The organism is Haloarcula sp. H-GB5, from assembly GCF_054850705.1.
Genome location: NZ_JBTWBG010000001.1, coordinates 842,737 through 869,505, shown reverse-complemented (window position 1 = coordinate 869,505; position 26,769 = coordinate 842,737). Strand labels below are relative to the sequence as shown.

At 62.9% G+C, this 26,769-nt stretch carries 31 protein-coding genes; 14 read left to right on the top strand and 17 right to left on the bottom strand.

Annotation, left to right across the window (positions count from 1 at the left end):
- The first annotated feature begins 39 nt into the window (after positions 1-39).
- Positions 40-723, top strand: coding sequence for a lipoate--protein ligase family protein (locus tag ACYJ11_RS04525; protein ID WP_461646881.1), 684 nt, complete (start codon positions 40-42; stop codon positions 721-723).
- Between the two features lie 24 nt (positions 724-747).
- A complete protein-coding gene (locus ACYJ11_RS04520; protein ID WP_461646880.1) occupies positions 748-2,079 on the top strand; it encodes a dihydroorotase in 1,332 nt (443 codons plus the stop codon).
- On the opposite strand, the gene ACYJ11_RS04515 is transcribed toward ACYJ11_RS04520, so the two are convergent.
- From ACYJ11_RS04515 to ACYJ11_RS04495, 5 genes are all read right to left on the bottom strand, one after another.
- A complete protein-coding gene (locus ACYJ11_RS04515; RefSeq protein WP_461646879.1) occupies positions 2,071-2,436 on the bottom strand; it encodes a DUF7268 family protein in 366 nt (121 codons plus the stop codon). The two genes, ACYJ11_RS04520 and ACYJ11_RS04515, sit on opposite strands and share 9 nt — an antisense overlap.
- The gene (locus ACYJ11_RS04510; protein WP_188975070.1) at positions 2,436-3,365 is read right to left on the bottom strand and encodes an ABC transporter permease; all 930 of its coding nucleotides are present in this window, start codon (positions 3,363-3,365) and stop codon (positions 2,436-2,438) included. The genes ACYJ11_RS04515 and ACYJ11_RS04510 overlap by 1 nt, the downstream gene beginning before the upstream one ends.
- Positions 3,362-4,444, bottom strand: a complete 1,083-nt coding sequence (locus ACYJ11_RS04505; protein ID WP_461646877.1) for an ABC transporter permease — start codon at positions 4,442-4,444, stop codon at positions 3,362-3,364. Before ACYJ11_RS04505 ends, ACYJ11_RS04510 begins: the two co-directional genes overlap by 4 nt.
- Before the next feature lie 20 nt (positions 4,445-4,464).
- Positions 4,465-6,201, bottom strand: a complete 1,737-nt coding sequence (locus ACYJ11_RS04500; RefSeq protein WP_461646876.1) for an ABC transporter substrate-binding protein — start codon at positions 6,199-6,201, stop codon at positions 4,465-4,467.
- A gap of 97 nt (positions 6,202-6,298) precedes the next feature.
- Positions 6,299-8,971 (bottom strand): dipeptide ABC transporter ATP-binding protein, encoded by a 2,673-nt coding sequence (locus ACYJ11_RS04495; protein ID WP_188975064.1) that lies wholly within the window; start codon positions 8,969-8,971, stop codon positions 6,299-6,301.
- Positions 8,972-9,057: 86 nt separating this feature from the next.
- On the opposite strand from ACYJ11_RS04495, the gene ACYJ11_RS04490 reads away from it, so the two are divergent.
- Positions 9,058-9,576 (top strand): DUF7529 family protein, encoded by a 519-nt coding sequence (locus ACYJ11_RS04490; protein WP_461646875.1) that lies wholly within the window; start codon positions 9,058-9,060, stop codon positions 9,574-9,576.
- Positions 9,577-9,609: 33 nt separating this feature from the next.
- On the opposite strand, the gene ACYJ11_RS04485 is transcribed toward ACYJ11_RS04490, so the two are convergent.
- Together ACYJ11_RS04485 and ACYJ11_RS04480 are read right to left on the bottom strand one after the other, a co-directional pair.
- Positions 9,610-10,035, bottom strand: a complete 426-nt coding sequence (locus ACYJ11_RS04485; RefSeq protein WP_461646874.1) for a hypothetical protein — start codon at positions 10,033-10,035, stop codon at positions 9,610-9,612.
- Positions 10,036-10,046: 11 nt separating this feature from the next.
- A complete protein-coding gene (locus tag ACYJ11_RS04480) occupies positions 10,047-10,775 on the bottom strand; it encodes a DUF5806 family protein (RefSeq protein WP_461646873.1) in 729 nt (242 codons plus the stop codon).
- A gap of 115 nt (positions 10,776-10,890) precedes the next feature.
- On the opposite strand from ACYJ11_RS04480, the gene ACYJ11_RS04475 reads away from it, so the two are divergent.
- A complete protein-coding gene (locus ACYJ11_RS04475) occupies positions 10,891-11,262 on the top strand; it encodes a universal stress protein (RefSeq protein WP_188975058.1) in 372 nt (123 codons plus the stop codon).
- Entirely contained in the window at positions 11,259-11,780 is a 522-nt protein-coding gene (locus ACYJ11_RS04470; RefSeq protein WP_005537351.1) for a GNAT family N-acetyltransferase, read from the top strand. Before ACYJ11_RS04475 ends, ACYJ11_RS04470 begins: the two co-directional genes overlap by 4 nt.
- On the opposite strand, the gene ACYJ11_RS04465 is transcribed toward ACYJ11_RS04470, so the two are convergent.
- A complete protein-coding gene (locus tag ACYJ11_RS04465; protein ID WP_005537352.1) occupies positions 11,777-12,217 on the bottom strand; it encodes a universal stress protein in 441 nt (146 codons plus the stop codon). The two genes, ACYJ11_RS04470 and ACYJ11_RS04465, sit on opposite strands and share 4 nt — an antisense overlap.
- Before the next feature lie 124 nt (positions 12,218-12,341).
- On the opposite strand from ACYJ11_RS04465, the gene ACYJ11_RS04460 reads away from it, so the two are divergent.
- The 3 genes from ACYJ11_RS04460 (at position 12,342) to ACYJ11_RS04450 (ending at position 14,458) form a co-directional block, all read left to right on the top strand.
- Positions 12,342-12,806 carry a universal stress protein gene (locus tag ACYJ11_RS04460; RefSeq protein ID WP_461646872.1) on the top strand — a complete coding sequence of 155 codons (465 nt, stop codon included), beginning with the start codon at positions 12,342-12,344 and terminating at the stop codon, positions 12,804-12,806.
- Positions 12,807-12,849: 43 nt separating this feature from the next.
- Positions 12,850-13,941: a DHH family phosphoesterase gene (locus tag ACYJ11_RS04455; protein WP_461646871.1), complete on the top strand. Its 1,092-nt coding sequence runs from the start codon at positions 12,850-12,852 to the stop codon at positions 13,939-13,941.
- A 79-nt stretch (positions 13,942-14,020) separates the two neighbouring features.
- Positions 14,021-14,458, top strand: a complete 438-nt coding sequence (locus tag ACYJ11_RS04450) for a hypothetical protein (protein WP_461646870.1) — start codon at positions 14,021-14,023, stop codon at positions 14,456-14,458.
- 1 nt (position 14,459) lies between these two features.
- On the opposite strand, the gene ACYJ11_RS04445 is transcribed toward ACYJ11_RS04450, so the two are convergent.
- A complete protein-coding gene (locus ACYJ11_RS04445) occupies positions 14,460-14,891 on the bottom strand; it encodes a DUF5807 family protein (RefSeq protein WP_188975050.1) in 432 nt (143 codons plus the stop codon).
- A 104-nt stretch (positions 14,892-14,995) separates the two neighbouring features.
- Here ACYJ11_RS04445 and ACYJ11_RS04440 point away from each other — a divergent pair, with 104 nt between their 5' ends.
- Positions 14,996-15,418: a dCTP deaminase/dUTPase family protein gene (locus ACYJ11_RS04440; RefSeq protein WP_188975048.1), complete on the top strand. Its 423-nt coding sequence runs from the start codon at positions 14,996-14,998 to the stop codon at positions 15,416-15,418.
- A gap of 22 nt (positions 15,419-15,440) precedes the next feature.
- Here ACYJ11_RS04440 and ACYJ11_RS04435 read toward each other — a convergent pair whose 3' ends face one another.
- The 8 genes from ACYJ11_RS04435 to cheB all read right to left on the bottom strand — a co-directional run bounded on the left by ACYJ11_RS04435 (position 15,441) and on the right by cheB (position 23,358).
- On the bottom strand, positions 15,441-16,319 hold the full coding sequence (locus ACYJ11_RS04435; protein WP_461646869.1) for a CheF family chemotaxis protein: 879 nt from the start codon (positions 16,317-16,319) through the stop codon (positions 15,441-15,443).
- 100 nt (positions 16,320-16,419) lie between these two features.
- Positions 16,420-16,848 carry a DUF7112 family protein gene (locus ACYJ11_RS04430; RefSeq protein WP_461646868.1) on the bottom strand — a complete coding sequence of 143 codons (429 nt, stop codon included), beginning with the start codon at positions 16,846-16,848 and terminating at the stop codon, positions 16,420-16,422.
- Between the two features lie 5 nt (positions 16,849-16,853).
- A complete protein-coding gene (locus ACYJ11_RS04425; protein WP_461646867.1) occupies positions 16,854-17,240 on the bottom strand; it encodes a 30S ribosomal protein S6e in 387 nt (128 codons plus the stop codon).
- Between the two features lie 52 nt (positions 17,241-17,292).
- A complete protein-coding gene (locus ACYJ11_RS04420) occupies positions 17,293-18,156 on the bottom strand; it encodes a CheF family chemotaxis protein (protein WP_188975043.1) in 864 nt (287 codons plus the stop codon).
- Between the two features lie 59 nt (positions 18,157-18,215).
- On the bottom strand, positions 18,216-19,448 hold the full coding sequence (locus ACYJ11_RS04415) for a HEAT repeat domain-containing protein (RefSeq protein WP_421641950.1): 1,233 nt from the start codon (positions 19,446-19,448) through the stop codon (positions 18,216-18,218).
- A 6-nt stretch (positions 19,449-19,454) separates the two neighbouring features.
- Positions 19,455-20,264 carry a CheR family methyltransferase gene (locus ACYJ11_RS04410; protein ID WP_461646866.1) on the bottom strand — a complete coding sequence of 270 codons (810 nt, stop codon included), beginning with the start codon at positions 20,262-20,264 and terminating at the stop codon, positions 19,455-19,457.
- Positions 20,261-22,246: a chemotaxis protein CheA gene (cheA, locus tag ACYJ11_RS04405; RefSeq protein WP_461646865.1), complete on the bottom strand. Its 1,986-nt coding sequence runs from the start codon at positions 22,244-22,246 to the stop codon at positions 20,261-20,263. The genes ACYJ11_RS04410 and cheA overlap by 4 nt, the downstream gene beginning before the upstream one ends.
- 2 nt (positions 22,247-22,248) lie before the next feature.
- On the bottom strand, positions 22,249-23,358 hold the full coding sequence (gene cheB, locus ACYJ11_RS04400) for a chemotaxis-specific protein-glutamate methyltransferase CheB (protein ID WP_461646864.1): 1,110 nt from the start codon (positions 23,356-23,358) through the stop codon (positions 22,249-22,251).
- Between the two features lie 170 nt (positions 23,359-23,528).
- On the opposite strand from cheB, the gene ACYJ11_RS04395 reads away from it, so the two are divergent.
- The 5 genes from ACYJ11_RS04395 to ACYJ11_RS04375 all read left to right on the top strand — a co-directional run bounded on the left by ACYJ11_RS04395 (position 23,529) and on the right by ACYJ11_RS04375 (position 26,631).
- On the top strand, positions 23,529-23,963 hold the full coding sequence (locus ACYJ11_RS04395; RefSeq protein WP_004515274.1) for a chemotaxis protein CheW: 435 nt from the start codon (positions 23,529-23,531) through the stop codon (positions 23,961-23,963).
- 88 nt (positions 23,964-24,051) lie between these two features.
- On the top strand, positions 24,052-24,777 hold the full coding sequence (locus tag ACYJ11_RS04390; protein WP_188975031.1) for an RAD55 family ATPase: 726 nt from the start codon (positions 24,052-24,054) through the stop codon (positions 24,775-24,777).
- 155 nt (positions 24,778-24,932) lie between these two features.
- Complete coding sequence (locus tag ACYJ11_RS04385; RefSeq protein ID WP_004515272.1) at positions 24,933-25,268, top strand: ArsR/SmtB family transcription factor; 336 nt, start codon at positions 24,933-24,935, stop codon at positions 25,266-25,268.
- Between the two features lie 83 nt (positions 25,269-25,351).
- Positions 25,352-25,627, top strand: a complete 276-nt coding sequence (locus ACYJ11_RS04380) for a DUF7521 family protein (RefSeq protein WP_004590763.1) — start codon at positions 25,352-25,354, stop codon at positions 25,625-25,627.
- Between the two features lie 380 nt (positions 25,628-26,007).
- Positions 26,008-26,631: an archaellin/type IV pilin N-terminal domain-containing protein gene (locus ACYJ11_RS04375; protein WP_461646863.1), complete on the top strand. Its 624-nt coding sequence runs from the start codon at positions 26,008-26,010 to the stop codon at positions 26,629-26,631.
- The last annotated feature ends 138 nt before the right edge of the window (positions 26,632-26,769 follow it).

Here is a 26,769-nt window from a genome sequence, read left to right as displayed (position 1 = left end):
GGCGGACCGTTTTAACCAGAGAGTCCGTACAGTCTGACTATGCGTCTGCTACGGGGCCGCGCCGCCGATCCCGAAACCGATTTCGAGCGGACCCGCGAGATGGCCGAGACAGTCGCCGAAGACCGAGAGCCAGCCCTGCGAGTCTGGCGACCGCACAGACAGGTCGCGTTCGGCCGCCGGGACGCGAACAGCGACGGTTACGATCAGGCGTGCCGGGCCGCTCGCGACCGAGGTTACACCGTCCTCGAGCGCGCCGTGGGGGGTCGCGCAGTCGCCTACACCGGGTCGACGGTTTCGTTCTCCCTCGCCGTCCCGACCGAGGACCCGCGAGGGACTATCGACGATCGCTACGAGTGGGCCAAAGCTGCTGTGAAGCGTGCAATCGACGACCGCGGTATCACCGCCCGGACCGGCGAACCGGACGCTGCGTTCTGTCCGGGAAGCCACTCGCTTCAGGCAGACGGCAAAATCGCCGGACTTGCCCAGCGCGTCCGCCAGTCCGTCGCTGTTGTCGGCGGTATCGTCGTCGTTCGGGACCACGAGGCTATCGCCGAGGTGCTGGCTCCGATCTACGAGGCACTCGACGTTCCCTTCGATCCACAGAGCGTCGGGAGCGTCGCCAATGCCGGGGGGACCGACGACCCCGAACGGGTCATCGCGGCGCTGGAGCGGTCGCTGGCTGACGGCCGCGACGTGTCGGTGAGCACTATCCGAGAGACTTAGGGGTGCGCCCGGTCGACTGGGCGTATGCTCATCCGTAACGCGACGCTGCCGGACGGCCACCAACGGGATGTCCGTGTGCGTGGCGAGTCCATCGTCGAGGTCGGCCGCGACCTCGACGCGTCCGACCAACACGTCATCGAAGCGACCGGCAAGCGGCTGTTTCCGGGAATGATCGACGCGCACGTTCACTTCCGCCAGCCCGGCTACCCCCACAAGGAGACGTGGGCGAGCGGGTCCCGATCTGCGGCAGCCGGCGGCGTCACAACTGTCGTCGACCAGCCAAACACCGATCCACCGACCATCGACGGCGAGTCGTTCGACCAGAAAGCCGAGTTCGCTGCCGACTCCGTCGTCGACTGGGGCATCAACGGCGGCGTCACGGCCGACTGGATTCCGAACGTCCTCCTGCGCCGTCGCCTGTTCGCGCTCGGTGAGGTGTTCCTCGCGGACTCGACCGGCGACATGGGTATTGAGGCCGACCTGTTCGCGGATGCGCTGGAGGCTGCCACCGGCAACGACGTCCCTGTCACGGTTCATGCCGAGGACGCCGACTACTTCAACGACGATGCCAAGGCTCGCGACGACGCCGACGCTTGGAGCGCGTTCCGGACTGCAAAGGCCGAAGCGAAGGCCGTCGAGCGGGCCTGTGCAGTCGCAAAAGAGCACGACGCGACGATACACATCGCCCACACGTCTACGCCGGAGGGGGTCGACATCGCCAGCGAGGCCGGGATGACAACCGAGGTGACGCCACATCACTTGCTGCTCTCCCGGCGCGACCTCTCCGAGCTGGGAACGTTCGGGCGGATGAACCCACCTTTGCGCCGCGAGAAACGCCGTCAGAAGCTCTACGAGCGGGTCGTCGACGGCACCGTCGACATGATCGCGACGGACCACGCGCCACACACCCGCGAGGAGAAGGACGCCAGCATCTGGGACGCGCCGTCGGGCGTCCCCGGTGTCGAGACTGTCCTTCCGCTCCTACTGGCGGAAGCCCGTGACCCGGATAGCGGGCTCACCTACGAGCGTGTTCGGGACCTTACCGCGCGCAACCCTGCTGACGTGTTCGATATTCCACAGAAGGGGGCCATCGAGGCCGGCAAGGACGCCGATCTCGTGCTCGTCGACACGACCGAGACGAGCGAGATCAGCGGTGAGACGCTCCACTCGAAATGTGGCTGGACACCGTTCGAGGGCCGCGACGCGGTATTCCCTGAGTGGACGATGGTCCGTGGGGTGGTCGTCTACGAGCGCGGCGACGCGCTGGATGCTGACGATAGCACTGCTCAAGAGGACGTGTTCTACGACCATCAGGGCGAGAACGTCCGTGGCGCGGACAGCGAGCGGCTAGAGTAACGCGGCGACGATTGACGTCCCGACCATTATCCCACCGCCACCGCCACAGAGCCGGGCCATCGCTCGCCGCGAATCGCGCTCGGTCCAGTTGCTCCGTGTGTCCATGTGTTCCTGCATGGCTTCGATGCCGCGGCCAGCGAGTATCGACCCAGACCAGCCAAGCAGGCCGAAGCCGAACACTAGCGCGCCGAGGGCGAACACCGTTGCTTCACTCGATCGTGCATCTCCGGTATAGAGCGTCCAGCCCGCCATTCCGAGGCCACCAAGCAGGAGGCCGACGACCAGCCCGCTTCCCACCAGTCGCGCCCGGGCAGCGATGTACTGCCGGAGCCGCGGTGGGGCACCGCTCTGTGCCATCAGTCGATCGCGTCGCGCATCCGCGGATCGAGCGCGTCACGCATCCCGTCACCGAGCAGATTGAACCCCAGCACGGTGATAGCGAGGAACAGCCCCGGGAAGAAGGAGAGCCACCACTCGCCAGTCAGCAGGCCGTTCTCGACGCCGCGGGACAGCATCAGGCCCCACGATGGCGACCCGGCCTGTGCGCCGAATCCGAGGAACGACAGCGCCGCGAGGTCGATGATGGCGAGCCCGAAGTTCAGCGTGGACTGGACAGTGATCGGCGCGAGCGTGTTCGGCAGGATGTGCCGGACGAGAACTCGCGGGTCGGTCGCGCCAAGCGCGACCGTAGCGTCGACGTACTCGTCTTCGAGCACTTTGAGTGCGGCTCCCCGAACGACCCGAGCGAACCGCGGCGTGTACACTAGCACGAGCGCCGCCACGGCCCGCCAGAGTCCAAGCTCTCGCGGGAAAATGGCGACCAGCGCGAGTGCGAGCAACAGCGGCGGGAACGCCAGCAGCACGTCCATCGTCCGCATGATGACGTTGTCGGTCACGTCGCCGTAGTACGCCGCAATAATCCCCAGTCCGACACCAACGGTCGTCGAGGTCCCGACCGTGATCGTCCCGAATTTCAGGGCCAGCCACGCACCGTACAGGCTCCGCTTGTAGATGTCACGGGCCGCCGCGTCCGTGCCGAACAACTGCTGGTTCGCGGGCGCGGGACCGAGCCAGCCGGGCGGTGCGCGGTCAGCGATTTCGGTGCCGAGCTGTGAGCTGGCAAGTGCGCCGAGATCGTATGTCACGCGGGCGTAGATGGCGACAGCGGCCATGCTGAGGATAATCGTCAGCCCGACGACGGCGAGGCGGTTCGTCAGCAGGTCGGCGAGGAACGGGGACGCCCGCAGGCGTCCCAGCGTACCCCGTGTCTCGGTGTCCGTACTCATTGTTGAATCCGTGGGTCGAGGTAGCTGTAGGTGATGTCGACGAAGAGATTAACCAGCGTAAACAGCAGGGCGAAGGTGAGCACTGTTCCCTGAACCACCGGGTAGTCCGAGGCGCTGATCGCGTCGACGATAGTCAGCCCCATCCCGTTGATACCGAACACGGTTTCGGTCAGGACTGCGCCGCCCAGCAGGGTGCCGAACTGGATACCGATGACAGTGACGACCGGAATCAGCGCGTTCCGGAAGCCGTGTTTCATCAGCGTGATCTTCGCGCCCTGACCCTTTGCCCGCGCGGTTCGGATGTAGTCCTGACGGATGACTTCAAGCATCGAGGAGCGCATCATCCGGGAGATGAGCGCGGTCGAGTAGACGCCAATGACGACTGCCGGCAGGAACAGGTGATGGGCCGCCGAGAGGAACGCCTCGGTGTTCCCGAGCAGGATCGTATCGAGCGTGATCATCCCGGTCAGGGGCAGCTCACGGCCGAGCAGCGTCCAGGTATCGGGCAGGAACAGCGTCGACTTGATGCGGCCACTGGTCGGGAACAGGTCGAGATACGTCGAGAACAGCAGGATGAGCAACGGTCCGGACCAGAATATCGGGACTGAGATACCAGTCAGCGCCCCGATCCGGGTGACGTGGTCCGTCAGCGAATCCTGCTTGACTGCGGAGATGATGCCCAGCGGCAGGCCGAGTAGGATGCCCGCTGCTTGGCCATAAATCGCGAGTTCGAGCGTGATCGGGAGCCGGTCCGAGATGACCGAGCGGACGCTGTTCCCGCGGCTGATGCTGTAGGACTGGCCGAAATCGAATCGTGCCGCGTCCCACAGGAAGCTCAGGTACTGCTCCCAGAGCGGCCGCCGAAGTCCCAGTTCAACACGTATCTGTTCGAGCTGTTCGGCCGACGCCCGCTGGCCGGCGATAACGATAGCAGGGTCGCCCGGGGCGAGGTGCAGAATCGCGAAGACGACCGACGCCACGCCGAACAGCACCGGGATGAGCAACAGCAGTCGCTTGATGACGAACCGTGGCGGTACCACCGGCTCGACCAGCCTGAAAAGAGACTGTGTCCAGTTCATTCGAAAGTTCTCTTGAAGTGCTACTGCAGTTCGACCGTGTTAAGATACGGGCCACCGACGGAGCTGATCGTGTAGGTGTCTTCGGCGACAGCCTCGTTGACCGCCCGAAGCGTCTCGGCGTAGTCGATGAACACCCACGGGGACTCGTCGTAGGCTATCTGGCTGGCCTCTTCGTACATTGACTCGCGGTCGCCCTCCGCGTAGGTCTTCTGGGCTTCCCGGACCAGTTGCATGTAGTCGGCGTTAGCCCAGCCGGACACGTTGAGGGTGTTGTACCCGTCGGCGTCGAAACTGACCCAGTCCTGCCCGTCGGGCACGGCGTCCATCTCCACCTGCGGGTCCAGCAGGACGTACAGGAAGTTGTCCGGGTCGGCGTTGTCGGTGTACCAGCCGAGGAAACAGGCGTCGTGTTTCCCGGCCGACGTGTAGTCCAGATACGGTCCGAAGTTGGAGAACTGGTTGATGTTGACCGTCAGACCGATTTCCTCCAAGTCTGACTTCACCTGGTTCGCCGTGTTGACCGGACTGGGGTTGTATCCCCGGGGGTTCGAGAACGTCGCGAGTTCGAACTCGAAGCCGTCGCCGTAGCCCGCCTCTTCGAGCATCGACTGGGCCTTCTCCTTGTCCGTCGGATACGGATCGAGGTCGTCGTTGTGCCCAAGCACGTCCGGTGGGAGCGGCTGGGAAGCCTGCGTTGCAAAGCCCTGATAGATCTGATTGACGATGGCCTCGGTGTTGACGGCGTGCGCGATGGCCTGACGGACCTGCCGGTCTCGGAACGGCTCGAACCGGGCCATGTTCATTGCCATGTAGCCGTGGTTGATGCCGTCCTTCCGCAACAGCGTCGCCGTTCCGCTTTCCTCGGCGCGCTGGAATCCGGACGAGTCGAGGTTATCCGTGATGTGTGAGGCCCCGTTGATGACGTCCTGCACTCGCGTGCTGTTTTCGGTGATCGTCTTGAAGATAACCGTCCCGACGTTCGGGCCGTCACCCCAGTAGTCGTTGTTGGCCGCCAGTCGGATGCGCTCGTTCGGGTTGTCGAGCGTGTCGAACTGGAACGCCCCGGTGCCCGCGGGTTCGCTTCCGAGGTCGGCCTGGCTGTCGCCCAGCGATTCGATCTGGGCTTTCGAAAGGACTGCCGAGGCGAACATCGCGAGGTTCCGCAGGAACGGCGCGAACTGCTGTGTAAGCTCGATCGTCAGCTCGTAGTCCTGGCTCGCGTCGACGCTTTCGATCCAGTCACCGAGCGTGAACGGACCGTACCCCGACCGGGTATCGTCGCCGAGGTAATACTCGTAGTCGCTCTGAGTGAACCGCTGCCAGGTCGCCTTGAAGTCCGACGCGGTGAACTCCTCGCCGTTGTGGAACATCACACCCTCTCGGAGCGTCAGCGTCGCGGTGGTGCCCTCGAGAGTGTAGTCGGTCGCGAGTGCGTCCTCCAGCTGGCCACCGCTCCCGGCTGCGAACTGGATGAGGGTATCAAATACCTGATTGGTGACCTTCGCCACCTCGCCGCTGGTCGACTGCTGCGGGTCGTAGTTCTCGGGGTGGTCACCGCGGGCGTACACGAGCGTCTGGTCGCTCCCGCCGTCCCCGCCGTCGCCACCGTCGCTACCAGTGCCGTCGCCGCCGTCTCCACCTTCGGTGCCGCCACCATCGCCACCGTCGCCGGAACAACCTGCGAGCGTTGCGGCTGCCGCGGCACTGCCGGCCGCGGTAAGGAAGCTCCGTCTGTCCAGAGAATCACCGGATGACATGGGACTTTCTTCAAACAGATCTATTATAATTGTACCGGATAGATCAATGATTCAGTTATATATCTCCTGAGCGTTATGTGCAGCTAAGTAATATTAGTCAGTTGCTGTCTCCGTCTTCCTGTTCGTAAAGGTGACACGCTGCTGGATGAGAGTCCGGTTGCAGTTCGGGGTGCTGTGTCTCACAGACGCTTTCGAATCGATCCCGTAGCACCGATGCGGCGGCGTCCCAGTCCTCGTCCGCGAGATGCTCAATCGACGTTTCGACGACCCGGCGGTTCTCCCCGGTCAGGCTCGTTTCGAAGAACCGGTCGAACATCGTCTGTTTGAACGCTGCCATCGGTACCTCTCCCCTACCGCTCGGCGGCTCGGTGAGGTCCGCGCCACCGTCCGTCGCCGCTGTGGCACTGTCGTCGTTTCCGGCCTGCTTCCGAACTGCATCGATGGTGATGGCCTCGTCTTCGACCCGTTGCCGGTAGTCCATTACCTCGCGATACGTCTCCTGCTCGATATCGATATTCGGGGGGATGACCTCGGGACAGCGAGTCCGGAAGTGACAGCCAGATGGCGGGTCTATCGGTGACGGGACATCGCCTTTCAGCAGTATCCGATCGGCCTCCACGGTCGGGTCCGGTTCCGGGATGGCCGACATGAGCGCCCGCGTGTAGGGGTGTTTCGGGTCCGCGAACAGGTCCGGCGTGTCGGCGACTTCGACCACCTCGCCGAGATACATCACCGCGACCCGGTCACAGATGTGGCGCACCACAGAGAGGTCGTGGGCGATGAACAGATACGTCAAGCCGAACTCATGCTGGAGGTCCTCCAGAAGGTTGATTATCTGGGCCTGGACGCTCACGTCCAGCGCCGAGACGGGTTCGTCACAGACGATGAAATCGGGATCGACGGCGAGCGCGCGGGCGATGCCGACTCGCTGGCGCTGTCCGCCAGACAGTTCGTGCGGGTAGCGGTCGTACTGGTCTGGGTCGAGCCCCACCGCCTCCATGAGGTCGGCTACGCGGTCGACCCGCTGTTCGCGGCGTGAGCCGTCACCGGTGTCTTCCGGGAGATCGTGGATCTTCAGCGGCTCCATGATCGTCTGGCCGACGGTCATCCGCGGGTCGAGGCTGGACATCGGGTCTTGGAAGATCATCTGCAGATCCCGACGGACTTCCCGCAGGCCGCCTTTATCGAGTTCCGAAAGGTCTTGGCCGGCGAAGACCACGGTCCCGTCTGTCGGTTCGAGTAGCCGGAGAATGGTCCGGCCGGTCGTCGACTTCCCACAGCCGGACTCGCCGACGAGTCCCAGCGTCTCGCCCTCGTAGATGTCCATCGAGACGCCGTCGACGGCCTTGACCGACTCCGGTTCGCGCCCGATGTACTTGTCAAGCAGGTCGTCGGCCCGCGAGAAGTGTTTTTTCAGCCCGTCGACTTCCATGAGCTGTCTGTCCGTTCGCGTCGTCTCCGTCGCGGCAACGCCGGTATCGCCGGTGCCGTATTCGTCCGTATCGAACGATTCGAGGATACACTTCGAGCGGTGGGTGACGTCGTCCGGGCCGTGCTGGAGATCTGGAATATCGCCCTCACGGCACTCCGGCTGGGCCCACGGACACCGATCGGCGAAGTGGCACCCTTCGGGCATGTCGATGAGGCTGGGGACGTTCCCCTCGATTGGCGTCAGCCGCTCTGTCCCCTCACCCGGTATCGATTCGAGTAGCGTGTACGTGTAGGGATGTGACGGGTTCTGGAATATCTCCTCGACCGGCCCCTCCTCGACGATTTCGCCGGCGTACATCACGGCGACGCGGTCGCAGGTCTCTGCGACGACGCCGAGGTCGTGTGTGATGAACAGCACCGACATCCCGAGGTCCGCCTGCAGGTCGTCGATGAGGTCCAGAATCTGTGCCTGGATGGTCACGTCGAGCGCCGTCGTCGGCTCGTCGGCGACGAGAAGCTTCGGGCGGCACGCAAGCGCGATGGCGATGAGGACGCGCTGGCGCATCCCGCCGGAGAACTCGTGGGGATACTCGTTGACACGGTCGGCCGGTTCCGGGATACCGACCTCCTCCAGCAGCGAAATAACGTCAGACCGGATCTCCTCGTCCATCTCGCCGCCCCGGCTGATCGAGGGCGTGATCTCACGGACGGCGTTGAACCACGAGTCGTTTCGCTTGCTCCCGTAGCGGTGGAGGCGCAGGCTCTCCGCGACCTGCTCCCCGACTGTTATCGCGGGATTCAGCGAGGTCATCGGGTCCTGGAAGATCATTCCCATATCGCCGCCGCGGATGTCTCGCATCACCCGCTCCGGGGCTGCCGTCAGATCGACGTAGCCATCGGTAATTGTGACGGGCGCGTCGCCGCTCTCCGGGAGAGCCTTCTTCGGGGCCTTCTGAATGAACTGCTCGGCGAGCGTCTTGTCGTCAGCCGTCGTCGAAACCGATTCGGGGAGACGGCTCCGGTCGACCGTCGCCGCCTCGATGGTGATGAAACCGCTGTCACTGTCGGCCGTCCGTACTTCCTTCGGATACTGCCGAGACAGTCGTGTGACTGTCTCAAGTGCACCGAACTGGATCTCCCCACCGGCGATGTGTCCGGGCTCGTCGACGATATCCATCGCCGATAACGCTGTGACAGATTTCCCCGATCCGGACTCGCCGACCAGCCCGACGGTTTCGCCCTCCCTGACAGTGAGGTCGATGCCGTCGACGGCTTTGACGGTGCCGCGGTCCGTCTCGAACTGGGTTCGGAGGTCGGATAATGTTAAGAGGTCGCGCATCTGTCACCCACTTCTCAAAATACCAGTAAAACTGTTGTGCCACTGTCCCACCAACAATTTATCCCGGCCGCTGCCACACTCGACGTATGAACGACCCTGTCGACCCCGAGTCTAACCCCTTCGATCGTGTCGTCGGTCACTGGGAGCAGGTCATCGAGGACATGGCGGCCACGGCGACACAGTACCGCGACGACGGGCGCGAGGCCATCGAACTCCACCCCGGCGACGTGGCGGTGCTGACCGGTGAGCCGCGGACGATGGCCGAACAGACTGGCGAGTACGAGCCCGAAACTCGGCGGCTCGGCTTCGATGTCGTGGTTCCCGGCGATGAGTTCCGGCGGGTCGCCGACGCGCTCGAAGACCGTACTGTCGACCGCTCCGAGGTGTTCCGAGCGACAGACGACGGGATGGTGTTCCTGCTTGTCGCGCTGGAATGTGGTGACGACCTCGCCGTGCTCGTGCCGCTGTACTACGACCAGACCGACCGCGCGGACCTCGCGCAGGTCGCGGCCGACCACGGACTGTACTCGCACATCCGACCGCTCACCGACGACGAGGTGGTCACCGTCACCCACGAGGACCCCGAGCCGTTCTTCCCCGAGTGAAATCTGGTTCCGGATCGGTCACAGACCGCTTAGCTACGAGGTCTCTCGGACTCGGCTCAGTCGGTACGCTGGCACGTCGAAAACGATCCCGTAGAGCAACCGGTTGCCGATGACACCGACACCGAAGCCCGAGAGAACGGCCGCGAGTACGAGTGTCACCGACACCTCGGAAAGCATCATGAGGCCGGCGACAACCCCGGAAAGCACGATGAACGCCGCCAGTGCGGCGACCTCCGGGTAGACGCCCGGGACCGCGTCGTGTTCGACGACAGCCACCGTGATACCCGTCAGGAGTCCGAACCCGACGACCACCGCCAGTACGTCGACCAGTGCTGTCCCCGCCTCCACGTAGCCAAGCACCGCCCCGCCGATGCCAATGGCCAGGTCGGTCCGTAGGACTTCTCGTGTCGCTTCGTGGACCGACATCGACGGCTGTGCGCCGGGGTCGATATCGTCCATCTCAGCCGTGTCTACTCGTCAACTTCGAATTCATTGCCACACTCCGGACAACACACCTCGTCGTGTCGCAGCGCCGCCGACTGCTCGCGGACCTCCCGCATCACCGAGGAAATCCGGTCCTCGGCCTCCATCTCGTCCTCGACGGCGAGGTCGACGCCCTCGACTTCGAGCAGGAACTTCGCGACCTCGGTGGCCTCGTACATCACGTCGTCGAGGTCCTCGGCGGTGAAGAAGTCACACATCGCACCGTAGAGGAACGTCGCACCGGCCTTCCGGACCTTGTCTTCGAAGGCGGCGCGGGCCTGATTGACCGCCTGTGGCGTGTACGTGTCCGTCATGAACGGGACGAGTTCGGGGAGGTTCTCCCCGATCTTCGTCATCTCGACGCCCGTTTCGGTCCGGAAGTCGGCACAGAGCCGGGCGATAGCCCACTCGCGGGCGGTGATGTACGTCCGGTCCCGGAGGAAGTCGTTCGCGCGGTCGTAGGTCCCGCCCTCGATCTTCTTGAAGCGGTCGTACTTCTGTACGTCGGACGGGATGTCACTGGCTTCGGACACCGCCGTCTCGCTGGCTGGCTCGGCCGGGGCCGTCTGTTCAGTGGCCGAGTCCGCAGGGTCGCTGTCCGTGGTGGCGTCGTCGGCCCCGTCACCCGCGGCCGCCGGCTCGTCCGACTGGTGTCCGGTCGATCCGTCATCTGCCGCCTCGACATCCGTCTCGTCCGGCGGTGCGCCCTCAGTCATAGCCGGGAATGCGTGCCCGCGGTGAAAAAGGGTATCGCCGCCGTCCCGCTGTCATTCTCTCCAACCAACAGTTCAGCCGGGTGGCTTTTTTACCGCTCCCATACATGGCCCGACTATGAAACTACTGCTCGGTGTCGGGGGCAGCGAACTGTCCTACCAGGCACTGACCGAGACACTCGAACGCGTATCGGAAACAGGCGACGAGCTGACCGTCGCTATCTTCGAAAACGGCGACATCGACGCCGACCTCGAGACGGTCCAGCAGCGGATACAGGAGCATATCGACGAAAGCGGGCTCGAGCCGCCGATCCGCCACGTCGAAGGCACTTCGCCGGGCAGCGAGCTGGTGAACATCGCCGAGAGCGAGGGGTTCGATAGGATCGTCCTCGGCGGTGGCGGCCGCTCGCCGCTCGGGAAGATACAGCTCGGCCCCATTGTCGAGTTCGTCCTGCTGAACGCACAGACGCCGGTGACTCTCATCCGATGACTCGCACGTATCCAGACGAACCCGCCGAAGCGTTCCCACAGCCGCCGCGGACGATCACCGACCGCAAGGACCGCCCCATCGACGTCATCCCCGCCGACGACGCCGACACGGAGAGCCTCGTCGAGATGTATCTCGATTTCGACCCTGCCGACCGTGCGCAGGGCATCCCGCCGGTCAAAGAGGAAGCTATCCGCGAGTGGCTCGAAACGATCCTTGACGGCGACTGTGTCAACGTCGTCGCCAAACACGACGACACCGTCGCCGGCCACGCGACGCTGGTCCCGGACAACGAGGACGAGCACGAACTCGCTATCTTCGTGCTACAGGCCTACCAGGGCGCTGGTATCGGGACGGCGCTGGTCGAGACGCTGCTGGGGTACGGCCAGACCGAGGGCATCGACCACGTCTGGCTCACCGTTGAGCGGTGGAACGATCCGGCGATATCGCTGTACGAGAAGGTCGGGTTCGAGATCAGTAGCGCCGAGAGCTTCGAGATAGAGATGGCGATCCGTCTTTAAACGGTGAGGACTGGCTGGCTTGCGTACTCGATGACGTAGGTCGCCGCGCGCCCGACAGCCTCTTCGCCTTCGCTTCTTTCCTCGCGCGGGACGACGATGAAGTCCGCGTCGAGGTCCTCTGCCACGTCGAGGACGACGCTGCCCGGCGTTTGCATGAGTCGCGTCTCTGAGAACGCGGTCGCGGACGACGTTTCGAACACGCCGTCGTGGGCGTCGCGGAATCGTTCTCGGATACTCTCGGTGAACGCCTGGTGCTCCTCGGCGATCGCGGTCGCGCTCACGTCGCCGCTGTCGATATCCCGGTGGAGCCGTTCGTCGATGACGAACAGCAGGTGGAGGTCGGCGTCGTACCGCTCCGCGACGGCGATCGCGTACTCGGCCGCTCGTTCCGACTGGTCGCTGCCGTCGACCGGCGCGAGTACGAGGTCGATGTCCATCACTCGCCAGTGCGGCCCCGGCCGGCAAAAATCCACCGAGGTTCGCGCCGGTGATGCAGTGTCATATGGAGAGACCCTCGCCGTGACCAACAGTGTATTTAGTCGCGGCTTCGATGCGTGGTGTATGTTCGATACGGTGGTCATCGCCACGGACGGCTCCGGCAGCGCAGAGCGGGCCGTCGAAGCGGCGCTGGACTTGGCAGCGCGCTTCGACGCAACTGTCCACGGGCTGTACGTCGTCGACACCGGTGAGGTTGAGACGACTCCTAAAGAAGTTCGTGAGGCGCTGGAGCGCGCGCTGGCGACCACTGGTGGCCGCGCCCTCTCGTTCATTCTGGAGGCCGCCGACGCCGAGGCAGACGAGGAACTCGTCACTGCTGTCCGAGAGGGCGACCCGGCCGACGAGATCTGTACGTACGCGGTGGAGCACGACGCCGATGTCATCGTCAGCGGAACCCGCGGCCGCCACGGCGAACACGGGTACCTGCTGGGAAGCGTCGCAGAGGAACTTGTCCGCGAGGCTCCGATGCCGCTGCTGACGGTCCGCCAGCTCGAAGGCGAGCCAAACCCCGAGCGCGAGGACGTGTAACGGAACCCGACGGCTTCTTGACGCCCCGCCCGCTTGCAGGGGCATGGACGATTGGCTCATCGACGACGACCGCCTCTCTATCGGCCGCAAATCCGTACTCCCCGGTGAGGGGTTCTTTATCCCGGATTCCTACGAGGAAGAGCAAGCCGAAGCCGAGGCCGCTGAGACACTGCAGGACGCTAGCGTCATCGTTATCGCCGACCCGGACGCAGACGGACTGGCCTGTACCGCGTTGATTCGGGAAGCCCACGGCGAAGGCGCGCTGCTGCCCGCCGGCCCGCATGAACTCACGGAGGCGCTCGAATGGACCGCCGAGTACGCCGACCCCGGCGCGACCGTCTTCATCTGTGACCTCTGTCCCGACCGCGAGTCCGACATCGCCCCGCTCGATTCACTGGTCGACACCGTCGAACGGGTCGTCTGGTTCGACCACCACCAGTGGCCTGACGACCTTGCCGCCGACGTGGACGCGGCCGGCGTCGAGCGCACTGTCGGTGACTCCGACGAAGTGTGTACCGCCGACGTAGCGCTGTCGGAACTCGACTACGACTTCGACGAGCAGTGGGCCGACCTCGCCGCCGTCACCCGCGACCACGACCTCTGGATCCGTGACGACCCTCGCAGCGACGACCTTGCTGACCTGTCCTACTGGAGCGAACCCGAGGAGTACATCGAGGCGGTCCGCGACCACGGCCCCGACCTCTCGCCGGAGTTCCACGAGTACCTCGAGGAGAAGCGCGTCGAGAAGGAGGCGCTCATCGAGAAGGCCGTCGACCGGGCCGAACTCCGCGACGTGGGCGAGTGGACGGTCGGCGTCACCTACGGCCGCTGCTCGCAGAACGAGGTCGCCGAAGCCCTCCGCGAGCAGGGCGCGGACGCCGCTGTCATCGTCAAGCCCGCCGGCTCCGCCTCGATTCGCGGGACGGACAGCTTCGAGCGCGCCCACGAGGTCGCCCAGCAGGTCAACGGCGGCGGCCATCCGAAAGCGGCGGGCTGCAAGCCCGACATCTACGACGACATGATGGACTACGCCCACCACTGGACGACGCAGGGGGCTGTTGCGAAACAGGCCATTGTCGATGCCTTCCGGCGGCTGCCCGAGGAAGAAGAGGAAGGCGTCGATACCGACCGATAGACGGACCCGACAGCGACGTGAATGGTGTATCGCCGCTCGACACAACGTTGATTTATTTATCTGCCGTCACTCCCGGGTGATGACCGAATCCCTCCATACTCGAATCTGGCGCGAGACAGCCATCCGACAGCGACTCGGAAGCACCGTCGCTGTCGGCGCGACGCTGCTGGTCCTCGACGGCTCAATACGGTACGCCGCAGCCGTGGCGGCGATGGCCTTCTGCGTCCGGCTCGCCGCCGACGCCGCTCAGGTCGCTGTCGGCGACTACGCCGACCACGTAGTGTTTGGCTTCCTTGTGTCCGGCTTCGCGGCGTACACGGTCGCGGCCGCCGGCCCGACGTGGGTTGTCGTCCCGGGGGCGCTCCTCGGTTGCTGGTTCCTCGCCGACGGCGTCCAGCACCTCCGGCACGGCGTCACCCGTGACGAGGTCGGGGTGCCGTACTCACACGACGGCGGCCCCGTGACAGGCCTGCCGAAGGCACTGCTCGTCCGACTGGCTGAACCGTTCCTGCTGTAAGCTACTCCCCGACGACCCACTTGTCGCTGTACCGTTCCCCGCAGGCACACACCGCGTAGGCGTGGACCACGTCCCCCTCGGCGTAGAGGCCGCCAACGTCCTCGTTCTGTTCCTCGGCGAAGGCGAAGACGAAGCTGGTGGTGTGGTCGCTCTCCGGTTCCTCCTCCGCGACCGGACAGACCGCACCCGTCAGGTCGTCGTGAATGTCGCCTTCGGTGCCCATCGCCTGCTGGGCCAGTCCCATCGGGTCGATGCCCGTCGCCGACTGGAACGCACTCCGGCCGTCGTCGCCCGGCAGGACGAGGATGTGCCCGTCCTCGACTTCGTCGGCGTACTCGGCTAGTGCGCCCGGGTTCGAGACGGCGTCCTCGTGGAGGAAGAACAGCACGTCTTCAGGCCGCTCACCCGCCAGAAACTCCGTGTGTTTGGTCATGCAGAGAGGGAGTCACTCGCTGGGCAAAAGTGCCGCGTTCCTCCCACAGGTCACTGTCCCGTCATAGCCTCACTTTTAGGCACGCTCACGGCATACAGACGTACATGACCGACTTCGCCGAGTACGTCACGGACATCGTCCACGAACCGACCCAGACCGACAGCCCGGGGTTCGACCTCACCGTCGCTGCGGTGTACGAGATCGTCGAGCCGGGGCGCATCGATTTCGGCGGCGGCGAACTCGACGCGGCTGAAGTGGTGCCCCACGCGAGCGAAAAGCGAGACCCGGACGACGACTACGAGTGGTGGACGCTGCGGGACGGTCAGTACCTCATCGAGTACAACGAGTCGCTGACCGGCGAGGCGACGGTGACGCTCCAGCCGCGGACGGAACTGCTCGAACGCGGCGCGTCCCACCCGACGCTGGACGTCGACGCGCTTCCGCGTGTGCCGCTATCGGTCGGCGGCGCGGGGCTGAAGCTCAAGGAAAACGCCAGAGTTAGTACGATTGTCGCGGCCGAGGAGTAAGCCGACGAGCGCCAGCACCCTGTCAGGCGTTCACGTCTTCGAGGTGGCGGCTGGCGACAATCTTGCCAGTCGGCGTGAGCGTCGGCCCGTCGGAGCCGTCCTGTACGAGGCCGTCGGCTGAGAGGTCCTGGAGGATCAGCGACACCTGCGAGGAGTCCTTGCCGAGAATACTCGCAAGCGGCATCCCGTCCATGTCGCCGGTCGAGTACATCGCGACCAGCACTTCCTTCTTGTCTTTCGTGAGTTCGACGTCTTTGAGCTCCTCCATGAGTTCGGCGTACTCGCGGCGGAGATAGCGCCCGAGGATGGACATCTTTCGGTTCGAGGCCATCGCAGCCAGCGTCGTCATGGCCGTTCCGTCTTTCATGTGCCGGACCGTCAGCACCGGCCGGCCTTTGCCGTTAATTTCCCGCGTGTTCCGGTCGAAGTCCGACACTGTCTTGAGATCGATGTTGAACGACCCGTCGTTGCGCCGGAACTCGACGTTACCGGGCGTGAGAAACAGCTTCGCCGTTTTGAACGATTCGTCGGTGACGCGACCACCGACGCGGGCGCGCTCTTTGACCGTCGTTTCGGTGCCGTTGATAACCGCCTTGAACAGTACCGTGCCGAACTTCTCGATTTTCTCGTCGCCGGCTTCGATGGCCGCGACGAGTCGCTTCCCATTGCGCTCGAAGGCAATCGTCACCGTCGAGTCGAAAAAATCGCCTAGGTCGGGTGGGACCTGCCCGATGGCGATGTCGAAAATCGAATCCAGCGGGATCGTCAGCTTGTCGTCCTCGCTCGCGGCCAGTACCAGCCGCTTTTGCGAGAGGACGATCCGACCTCTGATGGGGTCGCCCCGACCGGCCACTTCGGAGTTGAATTTGCCGACGAAATCCGCGATCACTGATTCCGACATTCGTCCGTTACCCGATGTACATCAGCACTGATATTGAGCGTTTCGCGCGAGTATCAGCAGCAAAAATCGGATTTATTCGGCAAAATAGTGCCGACCGGCGTCAATTATCGAGATTTCGAGCGATATCAGACAGCGAGGAGTCCGGCCCGCCGGTCGCTGTATAGACGACGCGCTTGCCCGGCGTTCGGAGGCCGTACTCGGTCCCGTCGGTGACCACGTCGAGGTGCGCCGAGCCGTCGAGCGAGACATCACTATCGGCGACCCACTCCGCGAGGCGGTTCGTCCCGTCCCGTTCGCGGGCCAGGCGGCGGTTGTCGGCGACGTGTGAGATCACCGGCTCGCCGTCGAGATTCGTCTCGACGACGGCGTGGTACCGGTCGCCGTCCAGCGCAAGGCGGACGGTGTCGCCGTCGTCGAAATCGAGTTCGTCCGGGAGCACGACTCGCGGTCGGTCGGTTCGGCCGACCGACTCGACGGGAACGCGATGCGTCTCGACGGTTTCGTGGTCACTGGGAACGCGATCCGGCACGTGACTTACTCGTCGTCGCCGAGGAGGTCGGCCACGTCGTCGCTGCCGCGGGCCGTGATCTTCGCGTTGATCTGGCGCGTGTCGTCGCTGACCTCGCGGCCGCGGACGGTGATGCGCTTGCGCTCGCCGTCGGTGGTCGGCTTGAAGCCGACGCCGCCGTCGGACATGATCTCTTTCGTCGTGACGCCGCGAACGTCGGGTCGCATCGGTCGGCCGGAGGTGTCCGAGCCGCCGGTCAGTTCGAGCGTGTAGCCGTCGAGGCCGACAGCGCCGCCGTCGACCTCGTCGCCGAGTTCGCGGCCGATGAAGCGGTTTGCGTCCTGTCCGTCAACGTCGATCTGGTAGGTGTGGCCGTCCTCCGGGTCGGAGACGGCAACCGTGAATTCTGCCATACCTGTTCTCAATCAACCGCGCTTCAAAAACGCGTCGAACCGTCCGTCCCGGTCACTGGTCGGCCATCGCGTCGCTCGCAATCGAGCGGCCGCGGGCCTCGAGCTGGACCTCCCGGCGTGTCCGGACCGGTTCGAGGATATCGGCCTCCATCAACCGGTCGTACACGTCTTCGACTTCCTCGATCTCCATATCGACGAAATCCGGAATCTTGAACGGCGAGATTCCGGAGTACAGCGCCATCAGTACTTGCGTCTCCTTATCGGTGAGGTCTACGTCGTCGGCGATGTTGCGCTGCTCGCCCTGCCGGACGAGCCCCTCGATGAGCGAGACGTGACGCGGCGTCCCCGAAATGTGGGTCTCGACGCTGGTCCCTTCGATAGTGTGTTCGACCTCCAACAGCGGTCGCTCGTCGCCGCGGATCGTCTTCTCTTTGGACTCGACGGTCCCAACGTCGTCAATATCCAGTTCGACGAACGTGCCGCTGGCGATGGCGAGATTGATGCAGTCGCCGTCGAGTTTGAGCCGCCCCTTCTCCCAGCCGCCGTCCTGCACGACGCCGCCCTTGACTGCAGGATGATTGATGAGGACAACAGTCTGGTCAAGCAGCGTGCTGTAGAGCTTCTCCTGAAACTCATCGGCTTTCTTCGCCGAGATGAGCGTCACGTTCCGGCCGGCCTGCACCTTGATGTAGCTGTCCACCTGTGCGAGGGGTTGGTTCATCTGGCTGGCGGTGACGCTGCTGACCTTCGACAGCGGGATTGTCCGCTTGCCGTCGTTGGTCGCGAGGACGAGGCGCTTGTTCGAGAGGAGAATCCGGCCGGGTAACCACTCGATGTCGTTGCGCTTGCGCCCATCCGAGACAACCTGGACGAACTTCCCCTTCGTATCGACCAGTGCGTGTTCTCCATCGCTCATCGGTTAGCCAGCTATCGCTCTCGTGTACGCCCCGCCGCGTCTTAATCCACTCGGCTGACTCATCCGCGGCCACCGAGCTTCGAGATGGCCGAGAAGGCCTTCTTCCGGACCACGTCGTGTTCGGTCTCGTCGATGAGCTTGTCCAGCGTCTTCCGAGAGCGCTCGCCGCCGACCTTCCCGAGGGTGAAGATGGCCTGGCCCCGGACTTCGGGGTCGACGCCGTCGTCCTGTACGATCTTGAGCAGCCGCCGTTCCACCATGTTGTCGTCGTCGCCGAGTTCGGCGAGACTGGTGGCGGCGAACTGCCGGAGCATCTGATCGTCCTCGCCGAGCGCGTCGACCAGCGATTCGATGACGCGGTCACGCTCTTCCTGGCTGGTAACCCGGCCGAGCATCCAAGCGGTGTTGCGCCGCTGTGCGGACTGGGTGCTCTCTTCGAGAATCTCGACCAGCGGCACGACGACGCTGCGGTCGTCAGTGTTCGAGAGCTTCTCAACGACGGTGTCACGGATCTCGTGGCTCTGGTCGGTTGGGACGTTCGACAGGAGTTCGATGAGCGAGTAGACGGCCGTCCGGCGGACGGCGGCGGAGTCGTCCGAGAGGGCTTCGATGAGATAGTCGACGGGCCGGTCGTTGCCGAAGTTCCCGAACGCCCCGACGGCGATGCGCCGAACTCGCTCGTCGTCGTCCTCGTACAGCGGGAGCAGCGCCTGGAGCGCCTGTCGGTTCCCGATGTTGCCCAGCGCGTCGGCGGCTTCACGCCTGACGCCGGCTTTCGGGTCCGACAGGACTGACTCCAGCGGCGTTGTCGCCCGCGAGTCGCCGATCTTCCCGGCAGACCGGGCCGCCCGCGCCCGCACTCGTGGGTCAGGGTCCTCGAAGCGCTCCGCGAGCTTCGGGACCGCGTCAGCCTGGTCTAAGTTTCCAAGGCCGTTCGCCGCTGCCATCCGGAGTTCCGGCACGTCAGCGTCGAGCACCTGCATGTACGCCTTCGCCTTCACCCAGTCGGCCGCGTCGTCTTCGAGGTCGACGCCGGCCATACTCCCGATGAGTTGCGTGATCGCGTCGTCGCCGAGTTCGTCGAGCGAGTCGATAGCCGCGCCGGTGATCGCGTCGCTGTCGCTCTGGGCTGCGTCCACGAGCGCGTTGACCACGTCGCGCCGGTCGTCGTGGTCGTCGAAGTTCCCCAGTAGCTCCGCGGCACGGGTCTTGACCCGTTCGTTGTCGCTCTCTCTGAGGAGGCGGATGAGTTCCTGTGCCTTGCCGTCCCGTTCCAGTTCGTAGAGGCTCATTGGTCGCTACACACGCCGGTAGATGCGGTGTCGTTTGTCGACCGCTTCGAAGGAATCCCGACACTCCCCGGGTAGCGTCTCGGTCATGCCGATCATGAGATACCCGCCCTCGCGGAGCGACCCGCGGATCGTCTCGAAGATGGGGACCTTGAACTCCGAGTCGATGTAGATGAGGAGGTTCCGGCAGAACACCAGATCGAAATCGCGCTTGGGGTCGCCCCGGATGAGGTCGTGTTGTTCGAACGTGACCATCTCCTTGACCCGGTCTCGAACCTGAAATGTGTCGCCGTCCTGTTCAATGTACTTCGTGTAATCGTCCAGCGGTTCCAGTTCATCAGCGATGTCGGTCGTCTGGGAGGTCGCGTAGGTCCCGTCACGGGCCTCTTCGAGGATGTCGGCGTTGATGTCTGTCGCCGTGATTTCGACCCGGCGGGCGTCGATCTCGGGGTCGTCGAGTGCCAGCATCGCCGCCGAATACGGCTCGCGGCCGTCGGCACTCGGGGCCGACCAGAGCCTGACGCGACGGTTGTTCTCCGTGAGTTCGCGGAGGACCGGCCGCAGTCGCTCCCACGCCTCAGGGTTCCGGAAGAAACCGGTGACGTTGATCGACAGCGAATCGAGCAGTTCCTCGCGCTCGCCGTCGTCGCGTTCCAGCAGTCGCTGGTAGGACTGGTAGTCCTCGGTGTCGGTTCGGCGCATCCGCGCGGTGATGCGGCGGTCGAGGTACGAGTCGTTGTAAAAGCCCGACTCGAAGTCCATCTCATCGCCGATGAACTCCACGAGATCTTCGAAGGTGCGCTCGCTACCTTTGTTCATAGCGTCACCACGTCGAGGATGTGGACGATGTTCCCGTCGCCCAGTACAGCCGTACCCGAGAGACCGGGTGTTCCCGAGAGGATACCCTCCAAGGGCTTGACGACGACTTCTTCCTGGCTGTTGACCGAGTCACAGTGGAGCGCGACCTGGCGCTCGGACTCGCGGATGCGGACGAGCATCCCGTCGCCGTTGGCCGTCTCGCCCTCGATGTCGAAGGTGTCGTCGAGGTGGATGACCGGATAGATCTCGTCGTTGTGTTTGATGACCTCCTGGCCGTTGACCTGTTTTGCTTCCTCCGTTCCGGTAATCTCGTCCACGTTCTTGATCGGGACACCGTACTCCTCGTCGCCGACCTTGACGAACAGCACCTTGACGATAGCCATCGTCACCGGCAGGCGCAGTGAGACGGTCGTTCCTTCACCCGGTTCGGAGTCGACGCTGACCGACCCGTCGAGCTGGGAGACCGTGTCGTGGACGACGTCCATGCCAACGCCACGTCCGCTGGTGTCGGTCACTTCGTCGGCCGTCGAGAAGCCGGGGTGGAACACGAGGTCATACACCGCGGAGTCGTCCATCGCGTCCAGTTCCTCTGGCGAGCGGACGCCTTTCTCGATGGCCTTCTCCCTGATGCCTTCCACGTCGAGTCCGGCCCCGTCGTCTTCGACTTCGATGATGACGTGGTCGCGCTCGCGGGAGGCCCGGAGCGTGATGTGGCCGGTACGTGGCTTGCCCGCCTGTTCGCGCTCCTCGGGCGGTTCGATACCGTGGTCGACTGAGTTCCGCAGGATGTGCATCAGCGGGTCCGAGATCTCGGTGAGGATAGTTCGATCGAGTTCGATGTCCTCGCCCTCGATCTCGAACTCGATGTCCTTGTCGAGTTCGCGTGCGAGGTCCCGGACGAGCCGCGGGAACTTCCCGACGACCTTCTTCAGCGGGATGAGCCGCATATCCATCACTGTGTTCTGGAGGTTCGCCGTGATCTTGTCCAGTTCGTTCAGCGTCTCGCCGGTGGAGTCGAGGTCGTCTTTCTCGACACCGCGCCGGAGCTTGATTCGGCTCGTGACCAGTTGCTCGACGAGCCCGTGGAGGTCGTCGAGCTGGTCTACGTCGACGCGAACGGACTTGATTTCGTCGACGCTGTGTTCCTCTTCGGCGTCCGGGTCCGGGTCCGGGTCCGAACCCGTGTCAGTATCCTCGGCAGCATCGGAGCCTGAGTCTGTATCGCTTACCAGTTCGTCGGTCACGTCGGTCACGTCGAAGCTGTCGACCTTCCCGGTCGTCCCGAGTTCGGCGTCGACAGTCGCCGCGTCGGGGCCGTCGAGATACAGGACGAACGTGTCCTCGAACTCGCCGTCCTCGATATCGGCACGGCTCGGACTCGAATCGAGAATGTCGAACCGCCCCTCGATGGATTCGACGGCCAGCATCGAGTCGACGCCGAGCATATCCGACTCCCCAACGCTGATTTCGGCCTGCAGGACCTGCTCGTCGACAGCGTCGCCGTCGATATCGGCATCACTGACGTCCGCATCCGTGGTGAGCGACTCGTCGCTGTCCGACGAATCGCCGTCGTCTGCTGTTTCGGTGTCGCCCGCGGCGGCGGCCCCCTCTTCGAGGACGGCTCGGAGTTCTTCGACCATCTCGTCGGTCTCTGTCCCCGATTCACCATGCTCTTCGATCTCTCCGACGATGATCTCGATCTGGTCGACGCCAGCGAAGACGAGGTCCATCAGGTCCGGCGTGACCTCCATCTCGCCCTGGCGCATCTCGTCGAGCAGGTCCTCCATCGCGTGCGCGAGATTTGCTGCGTTGTCAAAGCCCATCGCGCCGAAGTTGCCCTTCAGCGTGTGGGCTGTCCGGAAGATCGAATCCATCGCCTCCGTGTTGGAGGGGTCGGATTCGAGTTCGAGCAGCGAGTTGTTGAGTTCGGTAATCGCTTCTTCACTTTCACGGATGAATGCGTCTAAATACTGGTCGTCCATTGTCAGGTCACCTCAGTGGTAATCGTGTCGATAATGCCGTCCGCGATGTCGTCGATAGGCAAGACAGTGTCCACACAGCCCGTCTCGACGGCACGCTTTGGCATGCCGTACACCGCGGACGTGGCCTCGTCCTGTGCGATGGTCTTGCCACCGGCCTGCTTGATCTGCCGAATCCCGTCTGCGCCATCCTCGCCCATCCCGGTGAGGATGAGGCCGACGAGCGGGTCGTCGATCGTCTCCGCGGCCGTTCGCATCGTCACGTCGACGGCCGGACGGACACTGTTGACCGGTTCGTCTTGGGTCAGCTTCGTCCGCAGTCGGCCGTTCCGGTAGTTTTTGACCTCCATGTGTCGGTCACCGGCAGCGACGAGGCCCTCGCCGCCGCCGATGCGGGCCCCGTCTGTCGCCTCTCGGACCTCGTAATCGCTTCGTGTGTTGATCCGCTCGGCGAACCGGCCGGTGAACCCCTCCGGCATATGCTGGATGATGAGCACCCGGAGGTCGGCCTCGATTGGGAGGTTCTCCATTACCTGTTCCACCATCTTCGGGCCGCCGGTCGAAGAGCCGATAACGAGCGTCGGGTTCGCAACGTAGGCCGTCTGGCCTGACGAACCCCCGGTTTCTTTCCGGTCAGTAGCTGAACCGCCGGCTGTCGGTGCTGCCGCTCCATTGTCGCTACTTGTCCCGCCGCGGCTGCGCGTCGCGCCAACGTCGACCGCCGCGACGGAGCTGACCATCTCGACCAGCTGGCCTTTCAGGCGTGACATCTCCATCGACACCTCACCACCGGGTTTGGTGAAGAAGTCGACCGCACCCTTATCGAGCGCTTCGAACGTCACGTCGGCGTTTTCGTCGGTGTGGGCCGACAGCATCAACACCGGCGTCGGAGACTCGGCCATGATGCGCTCGGTTGCTTCAATGCCGTTCATTACCGGCATCTCGACGTCCATCGTCACGACGTCCGGTTTGTGTTCGATAACGGCTGACACTGCCTCCTCGCCGTCACGCGCCTGCGCAACGACAGTAATACCGCCATCACTGAGGATATCAGAGATGACACTCCGCATGAAGTGAGAGTCGTCTGCGACCACGGCGCGGACACCATCTGCCATATCACCAACGCTCCCGTCGGACAGGAGACATCGGCGAACGAGACATCCTCATACCTACTTCCAAATCCCGTCCGGCCCCGAAATAAATACTCCGCCCACGTAATCAAAGTTGATAGCCCAGCAGGCACCTTTATGCGCCACTATCCGCGACAGTTTGGATAAGAACCGCAATGGCAGCACAGTCAGCCACCACCGGCCAGGTACTCGAGTTCCAGCTCGGCTCGGAAACGTACTGCGTGAGTATCGACTACGTGACTGAGATCGTCGACATCGGCGAGCTCACGTCCGTCCCGAACGCCCCGCCGCACGTCCGTGGTGTTATGGACCTTCGCGGGCGCACGACGTCGATCGTCGATCCCAAGGTCGTCTTTGGCATCGAAGACGAGGGCGCGGAGAAGCGTATCATCGTCTTCGACCCGGAGATCGTCGAGGAACAGGGCGCGGCCGGCTGGCTCGTCGACGAGGTGTATCAGGTCGTGCAGGTCACTCCGGAGCAGGTCGACCGGTCCCCCGCGAACGATGCTGGTTCGATTCGCGGCGTAATCAAGCGAGATGACAGTTTTGTTATCTGGGTGGACCCCGCCATCGTCCACGCTGGTGACTGATTCCGGTTTGTTTAGCGACACACCAGCAAGACTTTTTAACATTCCCGACAGAGAAGTATCTAATCAACTTCCAGTTCCTTCCGAAACTATGATTGAGCAAACCAAAACGGGGATCGAGGGCCTCGACGACATTCTGAACGGCGGCATTGTGAAGAACTCGACAACACTGGTCAGCGGCAACCCCGGTGCCGGGAAATCAATCCTCTGTCTCCAGTATATCTACAACGGCGTCGAAAAGTACGACGAGAAGGGTATCTATCTCTCCTTCGAGGAAGACGAATCGGACCTCCGGGAGGCCGCCGAATCCCTCGGCTTCGACAACTGGCAGGACCACGTCGACGACGGGAACATCAAGGTGTACGACAAGCAGGTGCTCCTGCGCGAGAACGACTTCACCTCCTCTCTGGATATCCTCCTCGAAGAACTCGAAGACGGCGACTACGACCGGCTCGTGCTGGACTCACTCGCCATGTTCGAACTGTTCTTCGAAAACGAGAAGGAGAAACGGACGTATCTCCTGAAGTTCACCGACATCCTCAGCGACAGCGGTCTCACTACGCTGATGACAAACGAACAGGGAGCCGTCTTCCCGGACACCGAGATCGGACTGGAGAACTACCTGACCGACGGCAACATCTACCTTATCCAGACGCCGACTGATACCGGTGTGAACAGATACGTCTGGGTCGCCAAGATGCGAAAGCAGAACATCGAGACGGATATCTATCCGATGGAGATCGACCGCGGCGGTATCGATGTCCACCAAAACGCTAGCGCCTTCTCGATGATGAGCGAGGAAGAATCACCAATTTAGCGAGACAATAGAGCCATTATTACTCGGTAGAACAACGGATACAGCGGCACAGAACGCTGTTTTCACACGAGCGCTCTGTAGTGCGTGTTTGTCTCCTTTCAGTCGATATCACAGGCGATAGCTTTATTATCGACTGAATTTATGATTTGATAACGATGGATTCAGGGGAGATTCTTCAGACGCTTGGCAATAAATACAGTGCCGAAATCCTTGACGCGACGGATGAACCAGTCTCCGCACAGGAGCTCAGCGACGAACTCGGAATCCCCATTGCGACGTGTTACCGACGCATCGACGAACTGACTGAACATGACCTGCTGGAACTCCACGACAATATCCTCTCTGACGACCGCCGACGTATCAAGGTGTACCGGCGCAACGTGGACGAAGTACGGGTTGACTTCGACGACGAACTGACGGTCCACATCGAAGAGCGGTCCGAAGTGACCAACAAACTCGACGAGGCGTGGCGAACCCTATCGGAGCGGTAGAGCGCCTCATCTTAGCGTTATCACGAAAGATATTTTCGAGCGTGGATTTAATAGCGGGTTCGCTGTAGCCCTGTACAGTGCTGATGATAGAACTTCTCTATGCCATATCGACACTGGTGTTCGTCGTCGCTGGACTGACAATGGTGGGGATGGCCATGCGGGCATACATCCAGACATCCCGACAGGCGATGCTTCACCTCTCGGTGGGATTCTCGCTCGCCATTGCGGGCGCGGCCGCGACGATGATTAGCGCGTTCATCAACGACTTCGAGGGTGTGCGGTCGTTGTTGCTAGTCAACAGTGGGTTGACGACTTTCGGCTACCTGTTCGTGATGTACAGTCTCGTCACGTACGAGTGAATGTGTTTCTCGACCACATCAACCGACCGCCCTGCCTGTGAGCCGACGTCTCTGTACTTGGCATCTCTCTGCCGACTCTGGTTTCAGCGTCTATTTTCGATAGATCGCACCACCAACCAGCCTGCACGCGACACGATATCTCTCGGCTACCACTGAACCAGCTATTCCCATCACTGATTCCGACCTATAGAAGCAATTAAATCTGATTCTTAGAGGGGACGTAGCTCAGTTGTCTTCTTCAGGCCAAACTACCGGCGCTCTTCTGGCAAAACGCCGCCTCAGCCATTCAAGCTGCTATTATCAAGTAGTATAATTTGGGGGGAGGTATTATTACTAACGAAAAGAACGGTTGCATAGGGTCAGACAGACCCGGATTAACAATGCTAACGGAACTAACGAACGACGACGACCGCGGGCAGGTCGGTATCGGCACCCTGATCGTGTTCATCGCGATGGTGCTGGTGGCGGCAATCGCTGCGGGCGTCCTGATCAACACGGCCGGCTTCCTCCAGAGCAGCGCCGAGGAAACCGGCCAACAGAGCAGTGACCAAGTGACGAACCGACTGCAGCTCGTCAACGCCGTCGGTGAAGACATCCAGTCGTCCAGCAGCACGATCAATACAGTCAAACTAACCGTGAAGAAGGCACCCGGTGCAGGGAATATCGATATCGGTAGTACGATCGCTCAATGGGTTGACTCCAGTGGCTCGTACGACCTCACCTACGAGGGGGCCTACGACACGAACCCAGGTGGGAGCGAATTCGCTGTTTCTGCCGTCCAAGACGATGACGACTCGATATCGGGGAGCCAAGTCCTGAACGACCCGTCCGACCGTGCGACGATCATCTTCAGCGCTGAAGAGATTCGCGGTGGCGACGCTGATGACGGCCTCGGTGAGGGTGAGACGGCGACGGTTCGCCTGAACACTCAGTCCGGTGGCACGTCGACCGCTCGGCTGGTCGTCCCGGAGACTCTGTCTGGTAACTCCGCAGTCAGCCTCTAAGACGTCATTTCTTTCAGTTTCAATTGCTGATATACGCATAGCTTATTTCTGCTCTCTGCACGCTCTTCATCAGGTAGCTTGCGTCGTAATACTGACTCTGGTACACACAGTCATCTGCGACTTATGATACTCATTGTT